15 protein-coding genes are annotated in these 17850 nt (G+C 60.2%); 8 read left to right on the top strand and 7 right to left on the bottom strand.

What is annotated here, in order from left to right:
* The first annotated feature begins 13 nt into the window (after positions 1 to 13).
* Complete coding sequence (lpxK, locus tag H4W29_RS05440; RefSeq protein ID WP_192728018.1) at positions 14 to 1057, top strand: tetraacyldisaccharide 4'-kinase; 1044 nt, start codon at positions 14 to 16, stop codon at positions 1055 to 1057.
* Here lpxK and H4W29_RS05435 read toward each other — a convergent pair.
* Positions 1054 to 1281 (bottom strand): DUF2093 domain-containing protein, encoded by a 228-nt coding sequence (locus H4W29_RS05435; protein ID WP_192728017.1) that lies wholly within the window; start codon positions 1279 to 1281, stop codon positions 1054 to 1056. The genes lpxK and H4W29_RS05435 overlap by 4 nt on opposite strands.
* A 67-nt stretch (positions 1282 to 1348) precedes the next feature.
* Positions 1349 to 3169, bottom strand: a complete 1821-nt coding sequence (mutL, locus tag H4W29_RS05430) for a DNA mismatch repair endonuclease MutL (protein ID WP_192728016.1) — start codon at positions 3167 to 3169, stop codon at positions 1349 to 1351.
* A 183-nt stretch (positions 3170 to 3352) separates the two neighbouring features.
* Between mutL and H4W29_RS05425 the strand changes: the two genes are divergently transcribed.
* Together H4W29_RS05425 and H4W29_RS05420 are read left to right on the top strand one after the other, a co-directional pair.
* Positions 3353 to 5065 carry a response regulator gene (locus tag H4W29_RS05425; RefSeq protein ID WP_192728015.1) on the top strand — a complete coding sequence of 571 codons (1713 nt, stop codon included), beginning with the start codon at positions 3353 to 3355 and terminating at the stop codon, positions 5063 to 5065.
* A 128-nt stretch (positions 5066 to 5193) separates the two neighbouring features.
* The gene (locus H4W29_RS05420; protein WP_192728014.1) at positions 5194 to 6561 is read left to right on the top strand and encodes a putative bifunctional diguanylate cyclase/phosphodiesterase; all 1368 of its coding nucleotides are present in this window, start codon (positions 5194 to 5196) and stop codon (positions 6559 to 6561) included.
* 67 nt (positions 6562 to 6628) lie between these two features.
* Here the strand turns inward: H4W29_RS05420 and H4W29_RS05415 are convergent, their stop codons facing one another.
* The 5 genes from H4W29_RS05415 to H4W29_RS05395 form a co-directional block, all read right to left on the bottom strand.
* Positions 6629 to 7258, bottom strand: a complete 630-nt coding sequence (locus tag H4W29_RS05415) for a PRC-barrel domain-containing protein (RefSeq protein WP_192728013.1) — start codon at positions 7256 to 7258, stop codon at positions 6629 to 6631.
* Between the two features lie 223 nt (positions 7259 to 7481).
* Positions 7482 to 8369, bottom strand: coding sequence for an SMP-30/gluconolactonase/LRE family protein (locus H4W29_RS05410; RefSeq protein WP_192728012.1), 888 nt, complete (start codon positions 8367 to 8369; stop codon positions 7482 to 7484).
* A 4-nt stretch (positions 8370 to 8373) separates the two neighbouring features.
* Positions 8374 to 9006 (bottom strand): 2-dehydro-3-deoxy-6-phosphogalactonate aldolase, encoded by a 633-nt coding sequence (locus tag H4W29_RS05405; protein WP_192728011.1) that lies wholly within the window; start codon positions 9004 to 9006, stop codon positions 8374 to 8376.
* Between the two features lie 33 nt (positions 9007 to 9039).
* A complete protein-coding gene (locus tag H4W29_RS05400; protein ID WP_192728010.1) occupies positions 9040 to 9957 on the bottom strand; it encodes a 2-dehydro-3-deoxygalactonokinase in 918 nt (305 codons plus the stop codon).
* Positions 9957 to 10718 (bottom strand): SDR family NAD(P)-dependent oxidoreductase, encoded by a 762-nt coding sequence (locus H4W29_RS05395; protein ID WP_192730677.1) that lies wholly within the window; start codon positions 10716 to 10718, stop codon positions 9957 to 9959. Before H4W29_RS05395 ends, H4W29_RS05400 begins: the two co-directional genes overlap by 1 nt.
* A 131-nt stretch (positions 10719 to 10849) precedes the next feature.
* Here H4W29_RS05395 and H4W29_RS05390 point away from each other — a divergent pair, with 131 nt between their 5' ends.
* From H4W29_RS05390 to H4W29_RS05370, 5 genes are all read left to right on the top strand, one after another.
* Entirely contained in the window at positions 10850 to 11662 is an 813-nt protein-coding gene (locus tag H4W29_RS05390) for an IclR family transcriptional regulator (RefSeq protein ID WP_192730676.1), read from the top strand.
* Positions 11663 to 11922: 260 nt separating this feature from the next.
* Positions 11923 to 12654, top strand: coding sequence for a LuxR family transcriptional regulator (locus H4W29_RS05385; RefSeq protein WP_192728009.1), 732 nt, complete (start codon positions 11923 to 11925; stop codon positions 12652 to 12654).
* A gap of 552 nt (positions 12655 to 13206) precedes the next feature.
* A complete protein-coding gene (locus tag H4W29_RS05380) occupies positions 13207 to 14358 on the top strand; it encodes an Mrp/NBP35 family ATP-binding protein (protein ID WP_192728008.1) in 1152 nt (383 codons plus the stop codon).
* A 405-nt stretch (positions 14359 to 14763) separates the two neighbouring features.
* On the top strand, positions 14764 to 15741 hold the full coding sequence (locus tag H4W29_RS05375) for a magnesium transporter CorA family protein (RefSeq protein ID WP_192728007.1): 978 nt from the start codon (positions 14764 to 14766) through the stop codon (positions 15739 to 15741).
* 18 nt (positions 15742 to 15759) lie between these two features.
* The gene (locus H4W29_RS05370) at positions 15760 to 17658 is read left to right on the top strand and encodes a potassium transporter Kup (RefSeq protein ID WP_192728006.1); all 1899 of its coding nucleotides are present in this window, start codon (positions 15760 to 15762) and stop codon (positions 17656 to 17658) included.
* Positions 17659 to 17850: the final 192 nt, after the last annotated feature.

Genomic DNA, 17850 nt, shown 5'->3' with positions numbered 1-17850 from the left:
ACGGGACGGCATCATGATATCCGAAGCGCCGCCTTTCTGGTGGAGGCGGGCGGGTTGGCAGGCATGGGCTCTGTCGCCCCTTTCTTTCCTCTATGGTCGTGTGGCGGGCTACCGCATGGTCCATGCGCGCCGCGCCTCGGTTCCGATCCCCGTCATCTGCGTCGGTAATTTCACGGTCGGCGGCGCCGGTAAGACGCCGACGGCAATCGCCATTGCCCGTGCCGCCAAAGCCAAGGGTCTCAAGCCCGGTTTCTTAAGCCGCGGTCACGGTGGCTCGCTGGATGTCACCACCGTCGTCGATCCCGCTCATCACCGCGCAGTCGCTGTCGGTGACGAGCCGCTGTTGCTGGCGCAGGAAGCATTGACTGTGATCTCCCGCAGGCGTGTCGACGGTGCTGCGAGGCTCGTCGAAGAAGGCGCCGACTTCATCATCATGGACGATGGTTTCCAGAGTGCGCGGCTCGCAATCGACTACGCGCTTCTGGTGATTGATGCGACACGCGGTCTCGGCAACGGACATATCGTGCCGGGTGGCCCGGTGCGTGCGCCGGTTCGCCTGCAACTGCGCCAGGCGACCGCGCTTCTGAAGGTCGGAGACGGGAATGAGGCCGACCGTATCGTCCGCATCGCGGCACGCGCTGCCAAGCCCTATTTCACCGCTGCGCTGAAAGTGTCCGGCGAGAATTATCTGGAGGGCCTTAAGGTACTCGCCTTTGCCGGTATTGCCGATCCGGAAAAATTCTTTCGCACCGTCCGCTCGCTTGGAGCGGCCATCGAGGTCGCGACCTCCTTCGGCGATCACGAGCATTTAAGCGAGGAAGAGATCGACGGTCTTCTGACGACCGCAGACCAGCAGAACCTGACGATTGTCACGACATCGAAGGATTTCGTGCGTCTCGCCGGTCATCACGGCAAGGCGGAGCAGCTTGCGGCCCGCTGCCGTGTCGTCGAGGTGGAAATGGCCTTCACCGACCCGCTTGCCCCCGGTCTCATCATCGACCGCGCCTTTGAAGCCTGCCGTGAGCGGCGGCTCAAGGAGGCAAAGGCAAAAACTTAGCGCTGGGTCGGCAGAGCTCCGGCGCGCCGGTCGGCTTCCAGTGCGGAGGCGACATCGACATAGGGCTCCTGCCGCGCCACGCTCCAGTAGCGAAGTTCGTCGAGTGGGACGTGTTTGCCTGTCAGTGCGCAGACGACATAGGAGCCTGGCGACAGAATCTGGAAATCGCCGTCGAGATAACGGATCTTCGCCTCGCGGTTTCCGTGTCCTTCGAACAAGTTCATGCGCTCCATTCCCTGCAGTCTGTCATCTGTCTGCCATACTCCCCGAGAAGCCGTTTTGCCAGCTTTTTCAGCTCCGGCCAAACAAGCGCTCGATATCGGCAAGCTTGAGTTCGATATAGGTCGGGCGTCCGTGATTGCACTGGCCGGAGCCTGGAGTCACCTCCATTTGGCGCAAAAGCGCATTCATTTCTTCCGGCCGCAGCCGTCGTCCTGATCGGACCGAGCCATGGCAGGCCATGGTTGCGGCCACATATTCGAGCTTGGCGGAGAGACCGGAGGCCGTATCCCATTCGGCGATCTCATCGGCAAGCTGGCGGATGAGGCCTTGCGCATCCACTTCGCCGAGCATGGCCGGCGTTTCGCGCACGGCAATGGCGCCCGGCCCGAAACGTTCGATCGCGAGACCGAGTTCGGAAAACTCCGCCGCATGCACCATCAGCCGGTCGCAATCCTCTTCGGGAATGTCGACGATCTCGGGGATCAGCAGCACCTGTGAGGCCAGCCGCTTGGAATGCAACGCCTTGCGCATCGCCTCGAACACCAGCCGCTCGTGAGCAGCGTGCTGATCGACGATGACGATGCCGTTGTCTGTCTGCGCGATGATGTAGTTTTCATGGATCTGTGCCCTCGCGGCCCCGAGTGGATAGCGCGCCACCGGTTCGGCTACAGTGGCTGCGGCCTGCGCTTGGGATGCAGGCTCGAAAACCGGTTCTGAGCGCGCCGTCGGATGGACGAGCCCGTCGAAGGAGGCTTGCGGTCTTTCACCGAAACCGGCCGTCGACTGATACGGCCGGGAGGGAGAAGTTGCCGCCGACCATGGTGCCTGCGGCCGCTGTGGTGCCGCCTGAAAGCCGGGGCGGAAAGCGCGCAGCATGTCGCTTGCACCAGTCGTTGCCGCCCGGCTGCCATCACGCGCGAGAGCTTCGCGGATCGCGCCGACAATCAGCCCCCTAACCAGTCCCGGATCGCGGAAGCGGACATCGGATTTCGCCGGATGTACGTTGACGTCAACGAGCGCAGGATCGAGCGTGATGGACAGCACCGCGACCGGATAACGGCCGGAGGGAATCGTTTCGGCATAGGCGCCGCGGATCGCCGACAGGATGAGTTTGTCCTGTACGGGACGGCCGTTGACGAAAGCATACTGATGAGCCGAATTGCCCCGGTTGAAGGTCGGCACGCCGGCAAAACCGGTCAGTTGCACGTCTTCACGTTCGGCGTCCAGGGCGATGGCATTGTCGCGAAATTCCTTGCCGAGCACCTGCGCCATGCGCGCCAGATGATCCTCGCCGGTTGCCGGAAATTCCAGCGTCGAGCGATCAGGGCCGGACAGCACGAAACGCACGCCCGGAAAGGCGATCACCATACGCTTGACGATCTCGGTGATTGCCGCCGCTTCCGCCTTCTCCGTCTTCAGGAATTTCAGCCGCGCCGGTGTGGCGAAGAACAGGTCGCGCACTTCGACGATCGTTCCGGGATTGGCGGCAGCTGGGCGCAGATGCACGATCTTGCCGCCCGCGACGGAAATTTCGTTACCCGCAGCGCTGTCGCGCCTGCGGCTTGCGATGCTGAGCCGCGCCACCGAACCGATGGACGGCAATGCTTCGCCGCGGAAGCCGAGCGTGCGGATATCGTCGAGCGTCTCCGATATCTTCGAGGTGCAGTGCCGCTTGACCGCAAGTTCCAGATCGGCGGCATCCATGCCCGAGCCGTTATCGCTGACGCGCAGCAGCGCCTTGCCGCCGCCGGCGGTTGCGATTTCGATACGGGTCGCGCCTGCGTCGAGCGCGTTTTCGATCAGCTCTTTTGCAGCACTCGCCGGCCGTTCGATGACTTCGCCGGCGGCGATCTGGTTGATAAGCGTTTCGGAGAGTTGTCTGATGGCCATGTCCCTATTTTCGGGGATTCGCGGCCGGGAGGAAAGGGTTTTCATAAGCCCGTGAGAGGACACGGGAGGCTTCTCCCCCAGATTTGGGGGGCATTACTGTTAAGCGGCCCTTAAGACAAAAAAGGCATTTTATTCATATACCTCCGAAACCGCGAAAATCGGACAGATGTGGGATGTGAATGAATGAGTGCCGGCTTCGAAAAGGCGGACACATCATCAGCGAGTGACGCAATGCCGCCTGAGGCTGACCTTCAGACGGTGCTTTTCGATGCCGTATGCGATAGCCTTTCTGCTGCGTTCGTCATCTATGACCGCAACGATCTTCTCATCTTCGCCAGCCGTCAGGTCATGGAATTCTTTCCGGTGCCCGAGGATGTGCTTCGGCCTGGCGCCCGGCTTCGTGATTTCCTGGGCGCGGTCTATGATACCGGCATTCGCGAGCAGACCCTCGTGCGCCAGCCGGGTTCGCTCAGCCGCGAGGACTGGTTGTCCCAGCGCATTGCCTCCCATTGGCGCGAACGGTTCGAATCCGTCGAGCGCCACGGCGCCGACCGCTGGGTGCGCTTCCTGAAGCGCCGTCTGCCGAACGGCTACGGCGTGACCGTTATTTCAGATATTTCCGAAGTGCGTAAGCGCGAGGAACAGTGGCGCTACGATCTCGAGCGCGTGCAGCTCACTGAGGACATCCTCGACCATCTGCCGTTTCCGCTCTTCGTCAAGGATCGCAACCTCGCGTATGTCGCCGTCAACCAGGCCTTCTGCGAGAAATACCAGACGACGGCGGACGAGGTTCTCGGCCGCAAGAGCGGTGATCTGTTTTCGCCTGACATCGCGAAGCGCTTCGAGGAAAGCGACCGCCACGTGCTGGAAACCGGCGAAATGTCGATCTCCCGCCAGCGCCAGATCGCCCGCGACGGTACCGAGCGCGACATCGTCAGCCGCAAGCACCGGATCGGCAAGCCCGGACGCTACTTTCTCGTCTCCACCATGCAGGACCTGCCGCGCGACGGCGACGATCTCGACGAATTCAATCAAGCCTCCGAGATCACTACTTCCAGCAACCAGACCTACCGCCGCGCCTATGTGCCGGTAGCAAACGCATCGCAGCGCCGTGAACCGGCGGCGATGGAGGCGATCGTTCCGGAAAACTTCTCCGGCCGAAAGATCCTCATCGTCACCTCGGATCTCGCCGCCGAGGCTGCCGCGCTGCGCACACTCGCCAAATACGGCTTCGAAGCCTGCTCGGTCCGCGGCGAGGATGAGGAGGAACATTTCCTCGAGATTGCCAACTCCTCCGGTATCGTGCTCGATCTTTTGATTATTGATAACCAAATGGGCATGCGCTGCCTGGAGCTCGCCGAACAATACGGCATTCCCGCCCTCGTCATGGACGGCTTCCAGATCGCCAACGAGCTAACCTTCCAGATCGCCCGTCACTTCAACCGCAGCGGACGTGGCGGCACCGAAGGCGACTGGGAAATCACCACGACTGAAGAAGCAGCAGGCCTGCAGGTTCTCGTTGCCGAGGACAACGACATCAACCAGATCGTCTTCACGCAGATCCTCGAAGGTCTCGGTTACCGCCATCGGATCGCGGCGACCGGCGAAGAGGTCGTTCGTCTCTGGGCGGAACACAGGCCACAGATCGTGCTGATGGATATTTCGCTTCCGGTCTTCAACGGCTTTGAGGCCTCGCGCCTCATTCGCCAGATGGAGGAGGGACAGGGCACGCGGACCCCGATTATCGGCGTGCTGACACAGGCCTTCGAGCGCGACCGCGCCGAATGCGCCAAGGCCGGCATGGATGACGTCATCATGAAACCGGTCAGCCCCGACATCCTGGAAACGGTATTTCAGAAGCACCTGATGGACAGGCCGATCAAGGCGCAAATCTAGATAAAATGCCGGTCAACTCCCCAGAATTTGGGAATGCTTCGGGTTGTAGCGCTGTCGATTTACTATCGAATTGTTAAGATTTGGCCGTCATTCTTCCCCACGCCGTGGAGCAAAATCTTGGGTTTGGAGTGATGGTGTCGGCGGAAATACCATTCATGGCTGTGAGTCAAAACGAACTCCAGACGATGGCCTATACCGATCCGCTGACCGGATTGGGAAACCGCAATCGCATGCGGGACAAGGTGATACAGATTTCCTCCGAGCGGGCGAGCGATCCCGCGCCTTTCACCATCGGCATCGCCAATCTCGACAGCTTCAAGCCGATCAACGATCTCTTCGGTTCTGCCGCCGGTGACGAAATCCTGTGTCAGGTCGCTCATCGCCTGAAAGCCTGCATTCCGGATGGTGCGCTGGTGACCCGTCATGACGGCGACGAGTTCGCCTTCGTCCTGCCGCTGATCTTCGAGCGCGCCAGTGCCGAAAAGTTCGGCCAGATGATCCGTGAGGTGCTCTCGGCCCCCTACGATCTCGGCGACCGCAACGTGCGCCTTTCCGCCTCCTTCGGCTTTGCGATCTATCCGTTTGCCGGCGAGGACTGCGAGGAACTGCTGAAGAGTGCCGAAACCGCACTCTATCGTTCCAAGCGCCGTGGCCGCGGGCAGATCACCGTCTATTCGCGCGAGATCGCGCAGGAGATGAAACGGGCGACCCAGCTCGAACAGGCGCTTCGAAACGCCATCATCTCCGATGCGATCGACGTGCATTTCCAGCCGATCGTCTCGCTCGCCAACAATCAGGTGGTGGGTTTCGAGGCACTTGCCCGCTGGAACGATCCCGATCTCGGCTTCGTCTCGCCCGGCGTCTTCGTCCCGCTCGCCGAGGAGCGCGGTTTCATCGACGCACTCTCGGAAGCGCTGCTGCGCAAGGCTGCCGAAGCGGCACTCTCCTGGCCGCGCGAACTCTTCCTGTCCTTCAATCTGTCTTCGGCCCAGCTCATGGATCCGGGCACGAGCAGCAGCATCCTGTCGATCCTCGGCCGAGTCGGCTTCGACCCGCATCGTCTGGAGCTCGAGATCACCGAGACAGCTGTCATGAGCTCTGCCGATACGGCGCACCGGATCATTGCCGATCTGAGAGCTGCGGGCGTGCGAATCTCGCTTGACGATTTCGGTACCGGCCAGTCGAGCCTCGGGCGCCTGCGCGATTTCATCTTCGACAAGATCAAGATCGACCGCGCCTTCGTCTCGCGCATCAATTCCGACCGCGCCTCCGAGCACATCATCAAGGCGATTCTTGCCATGTGCGAAGGCCTCGAACTCGAGGTCGTGGCCGAGGGCATCGAGGATTATTCTGAAGCGGTCAAGCTGCGCATGCTCGGCTGCGGCATGGGGCAGGGCTATCATTTCGGCCGGCCGGCCGATGGCATCGCAACGCTGCGCTTCCTGCACGAGAACTATTATCACGATACAAGCGCACAGGAGCGCGTCAGCGCATAGCTGCAGGAGCAGAAAAAACGATGGCGCCCCATGGACGCCATCGTCTACGCTCTGCTCTCCGTACGGATTACTTGTTGGTCGTGGACCCTGTTGCGGTGTTATCCGTCGGCATGGCCGTGCCGGTTGCTGCCGGAGCCTTTTCAGCTGACTGCATGGCCAGCGTCTTGAATTCCGGAGCTGCCTTCAGGGATTCGGCAGTTTCGGTGGTCGTCAGCTTGACGGAGCCGTCCTGCGTATTCTGGGCAACGGTAACCTTCTCCATGGGAACGGCGACATTTTTTTCGCCGATGCCAAGGAAGCCGCCGACACCGATCACGGCTGCAACAAGGCCGCCGTCCTTCTTCATGATCAGGTCATTGACGCTGCCGATGCTCTCATTGTTGGCGTTATAGACCGACTGGCCGATATAGGTATTGGCGCTGATCTGGTCAGGGGCCTGCTGTGTCAGATAGGTGTCGCCACCTGCCTGAGCCGTATCGGTGGCCGGTGCCGGGGCCGGAGCCTGGGCGGCATCACCTGCAGGCTCCATCGGCTTGACCGGCTCTGCCGGTGCGGGAGCTGCCGGATCGGCGGGCGCAGACTGCGTCGGGGCAGCAGGGTTCGCCGGCTGTGGAGCCGTCTGCGAAAATGCCGCCGGTGCGAAAGCCGTGGCAAACAGTGCGCCAGCGGCAACGGTCGTCAGAAGTTTGCGTGTCATTTCGAACCTACTTTCGTTCCTTGAGTGATCCCTGGTGCAGCAGCGCCTGTTTTTCAGGCATTCCTGCCGCGCCGGCTCAAGAGTGAAATGACCGATGAGCTTATTGGTTCCGGACGAAGACACGGAAAATTTTACGGTTTTCACGGAACCTTGATCGGAAAACGATCCAAAAAGAAAAGGCGCCCTGCAACAGAACGCCCTTTGTAAATGTGAGCTTCGACGTTCAGATCACATAGGCAGGATCGAAAACACCCTTCACCGTGATACCGAGCTCGAGCAGCGCGCCTGCGCTCGGCTGGGCTGAGCGAGCATCCTCGTCCAACCCTTCCCAGGCCGTCGTCACCACAAGCCGGTCGGCATTGGCACCGATGAAGGCCGGGCAGGAAGGCTGTGCGGCCGGCACCTTGTAGCGGGCGATGCGCAGGCCGTCCGGGCTGTAGCGGTCGACGACGCCAGCACCCCAGCGCGCGTTCCAGATATAGCCGTCGGCATCGCAGACTGAACCGTCGAGCCCGCCGGGTTCGTCCATGCTGTCGACCATCACGATCGGTTCGCCCGAAGGAAGGCCGGTATGCGGATCGACCATAACCCGCATCAGGCGGCTGATGCGGGTATCAGTGAAGTAGCCGATCGTACCGTCGGGCGAAAAGCAGATGGAGTTCGGAATGCTGATACCGCTGAAGATCTTCGTCACCTTGCCGGCGGCAACATGATAGATCGCGCCGGCCTGGTTTTCGGCGCGCTTGCTCATCGTGCTGATCCACAACGCGCCTGAGGGATGCGTGCGCCCGTCGTTGGAGCGGTTTTCCGGCTTGTCGTTTTCCAGCGCCGCATAGAAGGTCAGCTTGCCGCTCGCGATATCACGCACGAAAAGCCCTTCTTCGGTCGCCAGCAACTGACGATTGGAATCGATACGAGCGAGTACACTCGCCATGACAGGCAGCGGATGCACCTTCTTCTCTTCCGTCGAAAGATTGAGCTCGTGAAGTTCCTTGCCGAGAATGTTGAACCACCAGACGGCGTTGGTATCAGGGTCATAAGTGGGGCCTTCACCGAGAACCGAATTGGTGTTGCAAAGTGTTTTGCCCTCGAATTCATAAATATCAGTCATATGCCTATGCTCCTATGGCTGCGTCATAGGCTAAGATGGTTGCCTTGGCGCGCTCGGCAACCTCTGCCTCGGTCATTCCAGGCTTGTAAATGCTGGTCCCGAGACCGAAGGCGAAAATGCCGGCCTTGGTGTAATCGGAGAAGTTCTTGTCCGACACACCACCGACCGCCGCAATGACCAGTTCCGGCGGCAGGATGGCGCGGATTGCGGTGATGCCTGACGGCCCCAGAACGCTGGCGGGGAAGAACTTGAGGCCGGTCGCACCCGCGCGCGCTGCCTGCAACGCTTCCGTGGGCGTGAAGACGCCGGGCATAGTTACCATGCCATAGTCGCGGGCGCGGATGATGACGTCGGGCTCGACATTCGGTGTCACCAGCAGCTTGCCGCCGGCCGCATGCAGGCTGTCGACGGCTCCGGTGGTCAGCACGGTGCCGGCGCCTATCAGCACATCTGCCGGCGCCATCTTGGCGGCGATCTCGATGGACTTGAAGGGCTCCGGCGAATTCAGCGGGATCTCAATCGCCGTCAGGCCGTTTTCGATCAGCGCGCCGACCACGGCTTCGGTTTCCTCCGGCTTGATGCCACGTAGAATGGCAATCAGCGGACGCTTCATGTCGGGGAAGGGGATACGGTTCATGGGGAGGGATCTTTCTCAATTCGGCCAGATGGCTCAGTTCGGCCAGATGGCTTGGGCAGCGGCCGAAAGCCCGCCGCGAACGGCGGCATCGGCGTCGATGGCGGTGAAGGAAAGGGAGAGCGTGCGGAAGGCCTGCTCGTAGAGCGCCTGCAGGCGCCCGGAGGCGACGAGCGTAATGGCCGTATCCTTTCCGGCATCCTGCAGCGCGCCGGCGATTTCGAGGCCGATCAGCGTACCCGAGAGCTTGGCTTGGGCAGCGGCAGCCGAAATACCGTGCAGAAGCTGGCCGGAGCGGGCGGTGAAAATCAGGTTCGACGCGAGCGCCGGCCGCTGGAAGGCGGCTGCAACCGCCGCTTCGAAGGCCGCGGCATCGGCCGGCTGGCCCTCGGCGCCGGCAACGGCATGCATGAGGATCGTATGTTTGGTGATGGTGTCGAAGAGCTCTCCGGTCATGAAAGTGGAAAAGCCGGTGACCTTGCCCTCCTTGACATGCACCCACTTGGAATGCGTGCCCGGCATGCAGACGGCCTGTGTACCCTGACTGTCAGGCCCCAGCGCCCCGAGAAGCTGCGTTTCCTCGCCGCGCATGACATCCGGCGTCGCCGCATCGCGCTGGGCAAGGCCCGGCAGTATGCGTACGTCACGGCTTTCGCCAGGCACAGAGACCGCACCCGATAGAATCGAGGAAAGCGAAGCTGGCACGTCGATATAACCCGCCTCTACCCAGCCCTGCCGCGCGCCCGCCATGCCGCAGACGATGACCGGCAGGTTGTCAGGCGCTTCGACGGCTGCGAGATGCCCTTCAAGAACCTGAGAAAAACCGGTCTTGGCGGCGGTGGTCATGCCTTCGCCGCTGCGGCGTTCGGCAAGAACAGCCCCATCGGCATCAATAAGCCAGAGCCGGAAGCTGCTGGTGCCCCAGTCCACCGCGACATAAGCGGGATTTACCATCAGAGAACGCCTCCATCGACGATAAGGGACTGCGCGGTCATGCCGGCCGCACAGTCGGATGCAAGAAACAGAGCCGGACCGACGATCGCGTCCGGCTTCAATGGGGTCTTCAGGCATTGTTCCTGCACGGAGCGGGCAATGCTTTCCTCCGTCAGCCATAGTTTCATCTGCCGCTCCGTCACCACCATGCCGGGCAGAATGCAGTTGACGCGGATATTCTCGGGGCCAAGTCTCCCGGCCATGCTCTTCGTCAGGCCGACGATTGCTGCCTTGGCGGCGGCATAGGCGGGAAAGACGCCCATGTTCAGCTTGAAGGCAATCGACGACATGTTGATGATCGCTCCGCCGCCGGCTGCTCGCATCGAAGGGGCAACCGCCTGCGAGGTGAAGAAGACATGGCGCAGATTGACCGCCTGGTTATTGTCCCAATAGTCCTCGGTTACATCGTCGAATTCGTGTCGGTCGTCCCACGCGGCATTGTTGACGAGCACCCGGATCGGCCCGGACTTTTCGACAACCTCGTTCACCGCGCGCCTGATGGCATCGATATCGCGCAGGTCCGTGTGGTAGAAGCTGACAGGATGCGCAGTCTCTCGGGAAAGCCGTTCCGCCAATTCCCGGCTTTCTGCCTCGGCGATGTCGAGAAAGGAAACCTTAGCACCCTGCCTCGCGAAACCCTCGACAAGGGCAGCGCCGATGCCGGAACCGCCACCGCTCACCAGCACCGTGCAATCTCTGAATTCGGGGAATTGTGCGGACATAGCGCTCACCGTCTCTCCTCCGGTATGCTGTTGTTCCATTATTTGGAACTTAATTTGACTATATGGAATTATCCGATTAGGCTGCGTTTCCTGTCAAGAGTAGGAAGGCAATGAGTTCCAGCGGCGACAGCATGGCGCAGGCGAATGACAAAGACACATCGCGTAACATCGGTACGTCGCGCGACACTGGCACGCTCGGCAAGCTGATGGTGCTGCTCGATCTCGTCACGCATGTCGATGCACCGTTGCGTTTCACCGACATTCTCGCGCTTGCCAACCAGCCGCGTGGTACACTGCACCGGCAGCTTAGCCATCTGGTCGAGGAAGGGCTCCTCGAACTTGACGTCGAAGGCCGTTATGCGCCGGGCCTCCGGCTGCTCGACTTTGCCTCGCGAAGCTGGGCGCGCAACGAATTTCGCCTGATTGCCGCGCCGCATCTCGCCGCCCTTCATCGGCAAACGGGCGAGACAGTCCATCTCGGCGTGCTGCGCGGTTCGTCCATCATCTATCTCGACAAGGTCGAGGGACACCAGCCGGTCCGCATGTATTCACAGATTGGCAATGCCTCGCCCTGCTATTGCACCGGTGTCGGCAAGGCCGCCCTCTCGGTGCTGCCGTCGGATAAAATCGATGAAATGCTTCCTGGTCTGCATTTCAACCGCTTCACCCCGGCGACGCATATGAATGCTGAAAGCCTGTTGGCGGAGATCGGCGAAATCGCCGCTGCCGGTCATGCTTTCGATCGCGAGGAGCACGAGGCAGGTATTTGCTGTGTCGCCGCCCCCATCTGGTCGGATGACCGCTCCTTCATCGGCGGGATCTCCGTCACTGGTCCCGCTTATCGGCTGTCAATGGAACTTCTGCAGGGATGGGCCGTTCCGGTTCAAGCGGCGGCACGGAAAATCATGGACGAAATGCGCATCCGCCTCGGGCCGAGGCGTTGAAACCGATTTGACCATTGTCATTGCTGGACGTCGTATACATAGCATGCTTATGATGAGTGCGTTATTGAGATTTGACGGCGAATCACGCCAACTGGGGTCGTCCGCAAAATCATCGACAATTCACCGGCCAAACGCGCTGCACGCCGAGGCTGAATCCTATTGATATGACGGGCGTTGTGTAACTCACCCTGTACCTGACCGTTTTTCCACACAGGCTGCCAGCGGTTTACCCAAAGCCCGGTTCGAAGGCGAAAAATCTGATGGCAAGCTTACCGCAAAATTCGGTGGAAGACGCCTACGTCCAGGAGGTCGCCGGTCTAAAGACGCAGTTCGACATTTTCCGTTTCATGAAGCGGGTGACGGAGGTCTATCGAAGCCGGGCATTCATGGTTTTGAACCTGCCGCCGATTACCTCCTTCGATCTTCAGGCCAATACGATTATCACCAGTTGGCCCGCTGAACTGCTGTCCATATACGATCAGGAAGGACTGATGGTGAACAGCCCTGTCCTGCGGCGACTGCGCACGTCGACCCTGCCTTTCTTGCACGATACGTCGCGCGCCAACTGGGTGCGCGACGACGGCAAGACTGGTGTCGTTGCAACCCTTTTCGAGCGCTTCAAGATGATGCGCGGCGCCTATTTTCCGACGCATGAACCATCTGGCGCGCGCGGTGCAGTCTCCTTCGCCGGTGATCGCGAGCCTTTCACCTCCGTAGAGATGCGTGAACTCAGCTACATCGCGATCCATGTCTTCGATCGCCTGGCTGAGATCCGCAATCTCGATACGCGCATCACCGATACGCTGACGGACCGCGAGATCGATTGCCTCAACTGGACTGCCGCCGGCAAGACCAGTGCCGAGATCGCCGAAATTCTCGATCTCTCTGAACACACGGTCAATCACTATCTGAACCGCGCAACGAAGAAGCTGGATACCGTCAACCGTACCCAGGCCGTTGCCAAGGCGCTGCGCATTGGCCTCATCAAGTAAGGGCCCCGATTTAGCAAGAATTGCAGCCTAAAATTACATCATTCGCTACCAGGTTGATCAACATCTGAGCGTCGATTTCTTCATCGGCTGCCAGAACTGACGATTACCGGTCTTTTTCCGCGGATTTCGCAGTTGGCACGCTTCCTGCATTCGTATCGGCAGAGGTCCAGAGGGGACTTTGAAACAGCGCCAGCTCAATGGCGCGACCGACACGCCGCCGTCTGATGTCGCCGCCGCTTTTCTCCCGGCGGTCCGATATCGGCGGCGGTTGTTGCGTTTGGGCAACCGCCTCCTGCCCTGTTCCAAAAACCGGACGATTTCTTTCAATTTTTTTCTGGCCTTTTTTGCCGGTTGCTCTACTTCGCCCCGAATTGCGCCGGTTCTCGGGGAGTCCGTTGCGGCCATCAGGGCGAGAGCCCAGCGGACTTGATGGCCGCAACGGCGAGAGAACGCGCTGCCTTTCCTTTGATGTGAGATGTGCTTCCGACCGATTTTGTTTGGCGAAGCTGCTGGCCTCCACTATTTACTGAAGTGAAAAGCAGTGAGGGCTGAATGACCGAGATCACCAAGGAACAGGTTCTGGAAACGCTGAAGACCGTGCGCGGGCCGGATCTGGAGCACAGCATCGTCGAACTCGGCATGGTTTCCGATGTCTTCATCTCCGATGGCAAGGTCTATTTCTCGATCACTGTGCCGGCCGAACGCGCCAAGGAACTGGAGCCGCTGCGGCTCGCTGCCGAGCGTGTGATCAAGGAAATGCCAGGCGTGAAAGGTGCGCTCGTGGCGCTGACGGCAGACAAGAAGGCGGCCGCAAATGCACCCGCAGCACGTCCCGCCCCACAGGTTGATCACGGCCATCACGGCCACTCCCATGCTCCGCAGCAGCAGCCGCGCACCGCCAAGATCGGCGTTCCCGGCATTGGCGCCATTATCGCTGTCGCATCGGGCAAGGGCGGCGTCGGCAAGTCGACAACGGCGGTCAATCTGGCGCTCGGCCTGCAGGCGAATGGTCTTCGCGTTGGTATTCTCGATGCCGATATCTACGGCCCCTCCATGCCGCGTCTCCTGAAGATTTCCGGCCGTCCAACCCAGATCGATGGTCGCATCATCAATCCCATGGAAAATTACGGCCTCAAGGTCATGTCTATGGGCTTCCTCGTCGATGAGGAAACCGCGATGATCTGGCGCGGGCCGATGGTCCAGTCCGCCCTCCTGCAGATGTTGCGCGAGGTCGCCTGGGGCGAACTCGATATTCTCGTCGTCGACATGCCGCCCGGCACTGGTGACGCCCAGCTCACCATGGCCCAGCAGGTGCCGCTCGCCGGCGCCGTGATTGTCTCCACACCGCAGGATCTGGCGCTGATCGATGCCCGCAAGGGCCTCAACATGTTCCGCAAGGTCGAAGTGCCGGTTCTCGGCATTGTCGAGAACATGAGCTATTTCGTCGCGCCCGATACCGGCACGCGCTATGACATCTTCGGCCACGGCGGTGCCCGCAGGGAGGCCGAGCGCATCGGTGTGCCCTTCCTTGGCGAAGTGCCGCTGACCATGAATATCCGCGAGACTTCGGATGCGGGAACGCCGCTTGTCGCCTCCGATCCAAATGGTATTGTCGCCGGCATCTACCGCGCAATCGCTGCCAAGGTCTGGGAACAGGTCGGCGAAAACCCGCAGCGCGCCGCACCTGCGATCGTCTTCGAATAGTGCGAATCACTTCGCCGCTTACCTCAAATTGTGGGGGAAATGAGATGAAAGGGCGCAGTTCACGTAAGATGTCTTGATTATTTTCCGGCTTTGCTTCATATGCGCGCCGGCGTCATGATGGCGCGTCTGCAAATGCTCTGTGATGGCCGCCTGTCGATGGAGGTTCCGGCCTCGCTGCATATTCGGAGTTGACTTGTCGATCGAAGGATTGGTGACTGCGATGCGGTGGAGCAACCCGGCCGGTAAGGCCGGACATGACCGGAGTTTTATGAACTTTCTTTATCCGCTTCCGTTACGATCGATGGGGAGTGTGCCCTGGCGTCACCGCACTCGCGAGGGTATGGAAGGGTTTTCAATGAAAAGCACCGTGACGGCTGAGTGCCGGTGCCGCCGGAGATGCGGGCTGTGATCACCGCATACTGTTCCAACTGCAAGTCGGTCGAGATTCGTGATCTTGCCAATCCTCCGGAGTTTCCGGCGGATGTGGTATGGATCGACATGGTCGAGCCGACTCGTGAGGAGGAACTGCATGTCGAAACGATTCTTGGCATCGAAGTACCGACCCGCGACGATCTCAGGGCGATTGAGCCGTCAGCCCGCCTTTATGTCGAAAATAACGCCGTATACATGACTGCTTCGCTGATATGGAAAGCGGAAACGGAAGCGCCGACCCTGACGGATGTCGCCTTCATCCTTGCCGGCGACAAGCTGGTGACCATCCGCTATGCCCATCCGAAGTCCTTCGCACTCTTCATCGCCGCCCTGCACCGCGTACCGGAACAGTGGCGCAGCGGTGCCTCTCTGCTTGCAAAGCTCCTGGAAACGATCGTCGATCGCACCGCCGAAGTTCTGGAAATGTCGGTGTCCCGTCTGGACATCCTGTCGGTGCATGTTTTCGGGGACCGCGCCAAGAAGGTGCGCAAGCCTTCAAACTATCTGGAAGAGAAGCTGAAGGACATTGCCGGCCATCACCGCATGATCAGCAAGCTGCGCGACAGTCTTGGTTCGCTTTCGCGCCTTCTCACCTTCTTCTATACGATCCCGGTCGTGCAGAACGATCAGGAAACCAAGGAACTTTGCCGAACGATTTCGCGTGACATCCAGTCCCTTTCGGAACATGCGTCCTTCGTCGCCGGCAACATCACCTTCCTGCTCGACGCCTCGCTCGGCCTTATCAACATCGAGCAGAACGCCATCATCAAGATTTTCTCGATCGCTTCGGTGGTGTTCTTGCCGCCGACGCTGGTCGCCTCCATCTATGGCATGAATTTCGAGTTCATGCCGGAGCTGCACCTGGCCGCGGGTTATCCCTACTCGCTGGGCCTCATGGTGATCTCCGCCGTCATTCCCTTCTTCTTTTTCCGCTGGAAAGGCTGGCTCTGAGGAGCCTGTAATTGCTTCATGTCCGAAGAAAGCCATTCTCAAGAACGCAACCTTACGCCGCGCAAGCTCTTTTATCTTGCGCTAGGCTCCGTAGGTGTCGTTTACGGGGATATCGGCACGAGCCCGCTTTATGCCTTCCGCGAAGCGCTGAAGCCGGTCGCCCATGATGGTCTCACCCGCTTCGAGGTCATCAGCCTCATTTCCCTGATGATCTGGGCGCTGACCATCATCGTCACGATCAAATACGTGCTCTTCCTGCTGCGCGCCGACAATGATGGCGAAGGCGGCACGCTGTCGCTGCTCGCCCTCCTGATGAAAACCGCCAATGGCCATACAGCGCTTTTGATGCTGCTCGGCCTGATGGGCGCGGCACTCTTCCTTGGCGACGCTATGATCACGCCGGCGCTCTCGGTTCTGTCGGCCGTCGAAGGTATCAAGCTCGTTACGCCGCAACTGTCGGAATATATAGTGCCCATATCGGTAGCGATTCTGGCGCTGCTCTTCGTCGTGCAGTCGCATGGCACGGGGGCGGTCGCACGGTTCTTCGGCCCGATCACGGCGCTTTGGTTCCTCGTTATGGCCGCCGCCGGTATCGCTCATATTTCCGATGACTACGGCATCCTCGCCGCCTTCAACCCCTATTATGCCATCAGCTTCCTGCTGCATGAGGGTTTCTACGGCATCGTCGTTCTCGGTGCCGTCTTCTTGACGGTGACGGGTGCCGAAGCGCTCTATGCGGATCTCGGTCATTTCGGTCGTCGCCCGATCCAGTGGGCATGGTTCCTGCTGGTCTTCCCGTCGCTGACGCTGAACTATCTGGGGCAGGGCGCGCTCGTTCTCGGCAATCCGATGACGATGTCCGATCCTTTCTACCTCATGTACCCGAAGTGGGCGCTGCTGCCGGTCGTCATCCTCGCGACTGCCGCCACCATCATCGCCAGCCAGGCCGTCATCACGGGGGCCTTCTCGCTCGTACGTCAGGGGATCAACCTCGGCTTCCTGCCGCGGATGGAAATTCTCTTCACCTCAGAGACCAATACGGGGCAGATCTTTGTACCTTCGGTCAATGCGGTGCTGTTCTTCGGCGTCATCTTCCTCGTGCTCGGCTTCAAGACCTCGGATTCGCTGGCGACCGCCTACGGCATCTCGGTCACCGGCGCGATGGTCGTCACCTCGATCATGGCCTTCGAATTCGTCCGCGTCCGCTGGAACTGGTCGCTTCCGGTTGCCATCATCGCGCTGCTTCCGCTGGTCACGCTCGAACTGATCTTCTTGGGCGCCAACCTCCTGAAGATCCATGACGGCGGTTACATCCCGATCATGATTGCGACGGCCTTCACCGTCATTATGTGGACCTGGCGTCGCGGCACGGCGATCCTGACGGAAAAGACCCGCCATACGGATATTCCGCTTGCTTCCTTCGTAAGTTCCATCGAGCGCAAGAGCGAGCATTCGCCGGCCCATGTTCCGGGTACCGCGATCTTCCTGACCAGCGATCCGGATTCCGCACCCGCGGCCCTGCTGCACAATCTCAAGCACAACCACGTGCTTCATGATCGCAACGTCATTCTGACGATCCGCACGGTCAACAAGCCACGCGTCTCGCCGCAGGAGCGCTACAAGGTCGAGCAGATCTCCGAACGTTTCTCGCGCGTGGAACTGCTCTTCGGCTTCATGGAATCGCAGAATGTCTCCCAAGCGCTGGCAGCATTGCGCAAGACCGGCCTCAAGTTCGACATCATGACGACGTCCTTCTATCTCGGCCGGCGCAAGCTGGTGCCCGATGCCAAGTCCGGCATGCCCTACTGGCAGGACCGCCTCTACATCGCGCTCGCCAATGCTGCCGCCAATCCCTCCGACTACTTCCGCCTGCCGGCCAACCGCGTGGTGGAATTGGGTTCGCACGTCATCATTTGACGAGAAGCAAGGGGAGGGCGCCGTCTCGCTCTCTCCCAATTTTGCCACCGGCACGGGAATGAGCGGGCGGCGTGATTCGCCTCTCGAAAATATCCGCCGCATCAGAATATGCAGAAATCCTCATGGGCATATTCCGGGACAGGTCGTTAACCAGCTATCAAGGTTAATGCGAGATTTTCTTGGGACTGTTCC

The sequence above is a fragment of the Rhizobium viscosum genome, from assembly GCF_014873945.1.
Lineage (GTDB): Bacteria > Pseudomonadota > Alphaproteobacteria > Rhizobiales > Rhizobiaceae > Rhizobium > Rhizobium viscosum.
The sequence above is the reverse complement of the archived record's forward strand: the minus strand, read 5'-3'. Positions and strand labels throughout refer to the sequence as shown.

Bases quoted from the DNA above. Each gene is read 5' to 3' on its own strand.
- lpxK (WP_192728018.1), top strand. From the start codon at position 14: ATGATATCCGAAGCGCCGCCTTTCTGGTGGAGGCGGGCGGGTTGGCAG.
- H4W29_RS05435 (WP_192728017.1), bottom strand. From the start codon at position 1,281: ATGAACTTGTTCGAAGGACACGGAAACCGCGAGGCGAAGATCCGTTAT.
- mutL (WP_192728016.1), bottom strand. From the start codon at position 3,169: ATGGCCATCAGACAACTCTCCGAAACGCTTATCAACCAGATCGCCGCC.
- H4W29_RS05425 (WP_192728015.1), top strand. From the start codon at position 3,353: ATGAGTGCCGGCTTCGAAAAGGCGGACACATCATCAGCGAGTGACGCA.
- H4W29_RS05415 (WP_192728013.1), bottom strand. From the start codon at position 7,258: ATGACACGCAAACTTCTGACGACCGTTGCCGCTGGCGCACTGTTTGCC.
- H4W29_RS05410 (WP_192728012.1), bottom strand. From the start codon at position 8,369: ATGACTGATATTTATGAATTCGAGGGCAAAACACTTTGCAACACCAAT.
- H4W29_RS05405 (WP_192728011.1), bottom strand. From the start codon at position 9,006: ATGAACCGTATCCCCTTCCCCGACATGAAGCGTCCGCTGATTGCCATT.
- H4W29_RS05400 (WP_192728010.1), bottom strand. From the start codon at position 9,957: ATGGTAAATCCCGCTTATGTCGCGGTGGACTGGGGCACCAGCAGCTTC.
- H4W29_RS05395 (WP_192730677.1), bottom strand. From the start codon at position 10,718: ATGTCCGCACAATTCCCCGAATTCAGAGATTGCACGGTGCTGGTGAGC.
- H4W29_RS05390 (WP_192730676.1), top strand. From the start codon at position 10,850: ATGGCGCAGGCGAATGACAAAGACACATCGCGTAACATCGGTACGTCG.
- H4W29_RS05385 (WP_192728009.1), top strand. From the start codon at position 11,923: ATGGCAAGCTTACCGCAAAATTCGGTGGAAGACGCCTACGTCCAGGAG.
- H4W29_RS05380 (WP_192728008.1), top strand. From the start codon at position 13,207: ATGACCGAGATCACCAAGGAACAGGTTCTGGAAACGCTGAAGACCGTG.
- H4W29_RS05370 (WP_192728006.1), top strand. From the start codon at position 15,760: ATGTCCGAAGAAAGCCATTCTCAAGAACGCAACCTTACGCCGCGCAAG.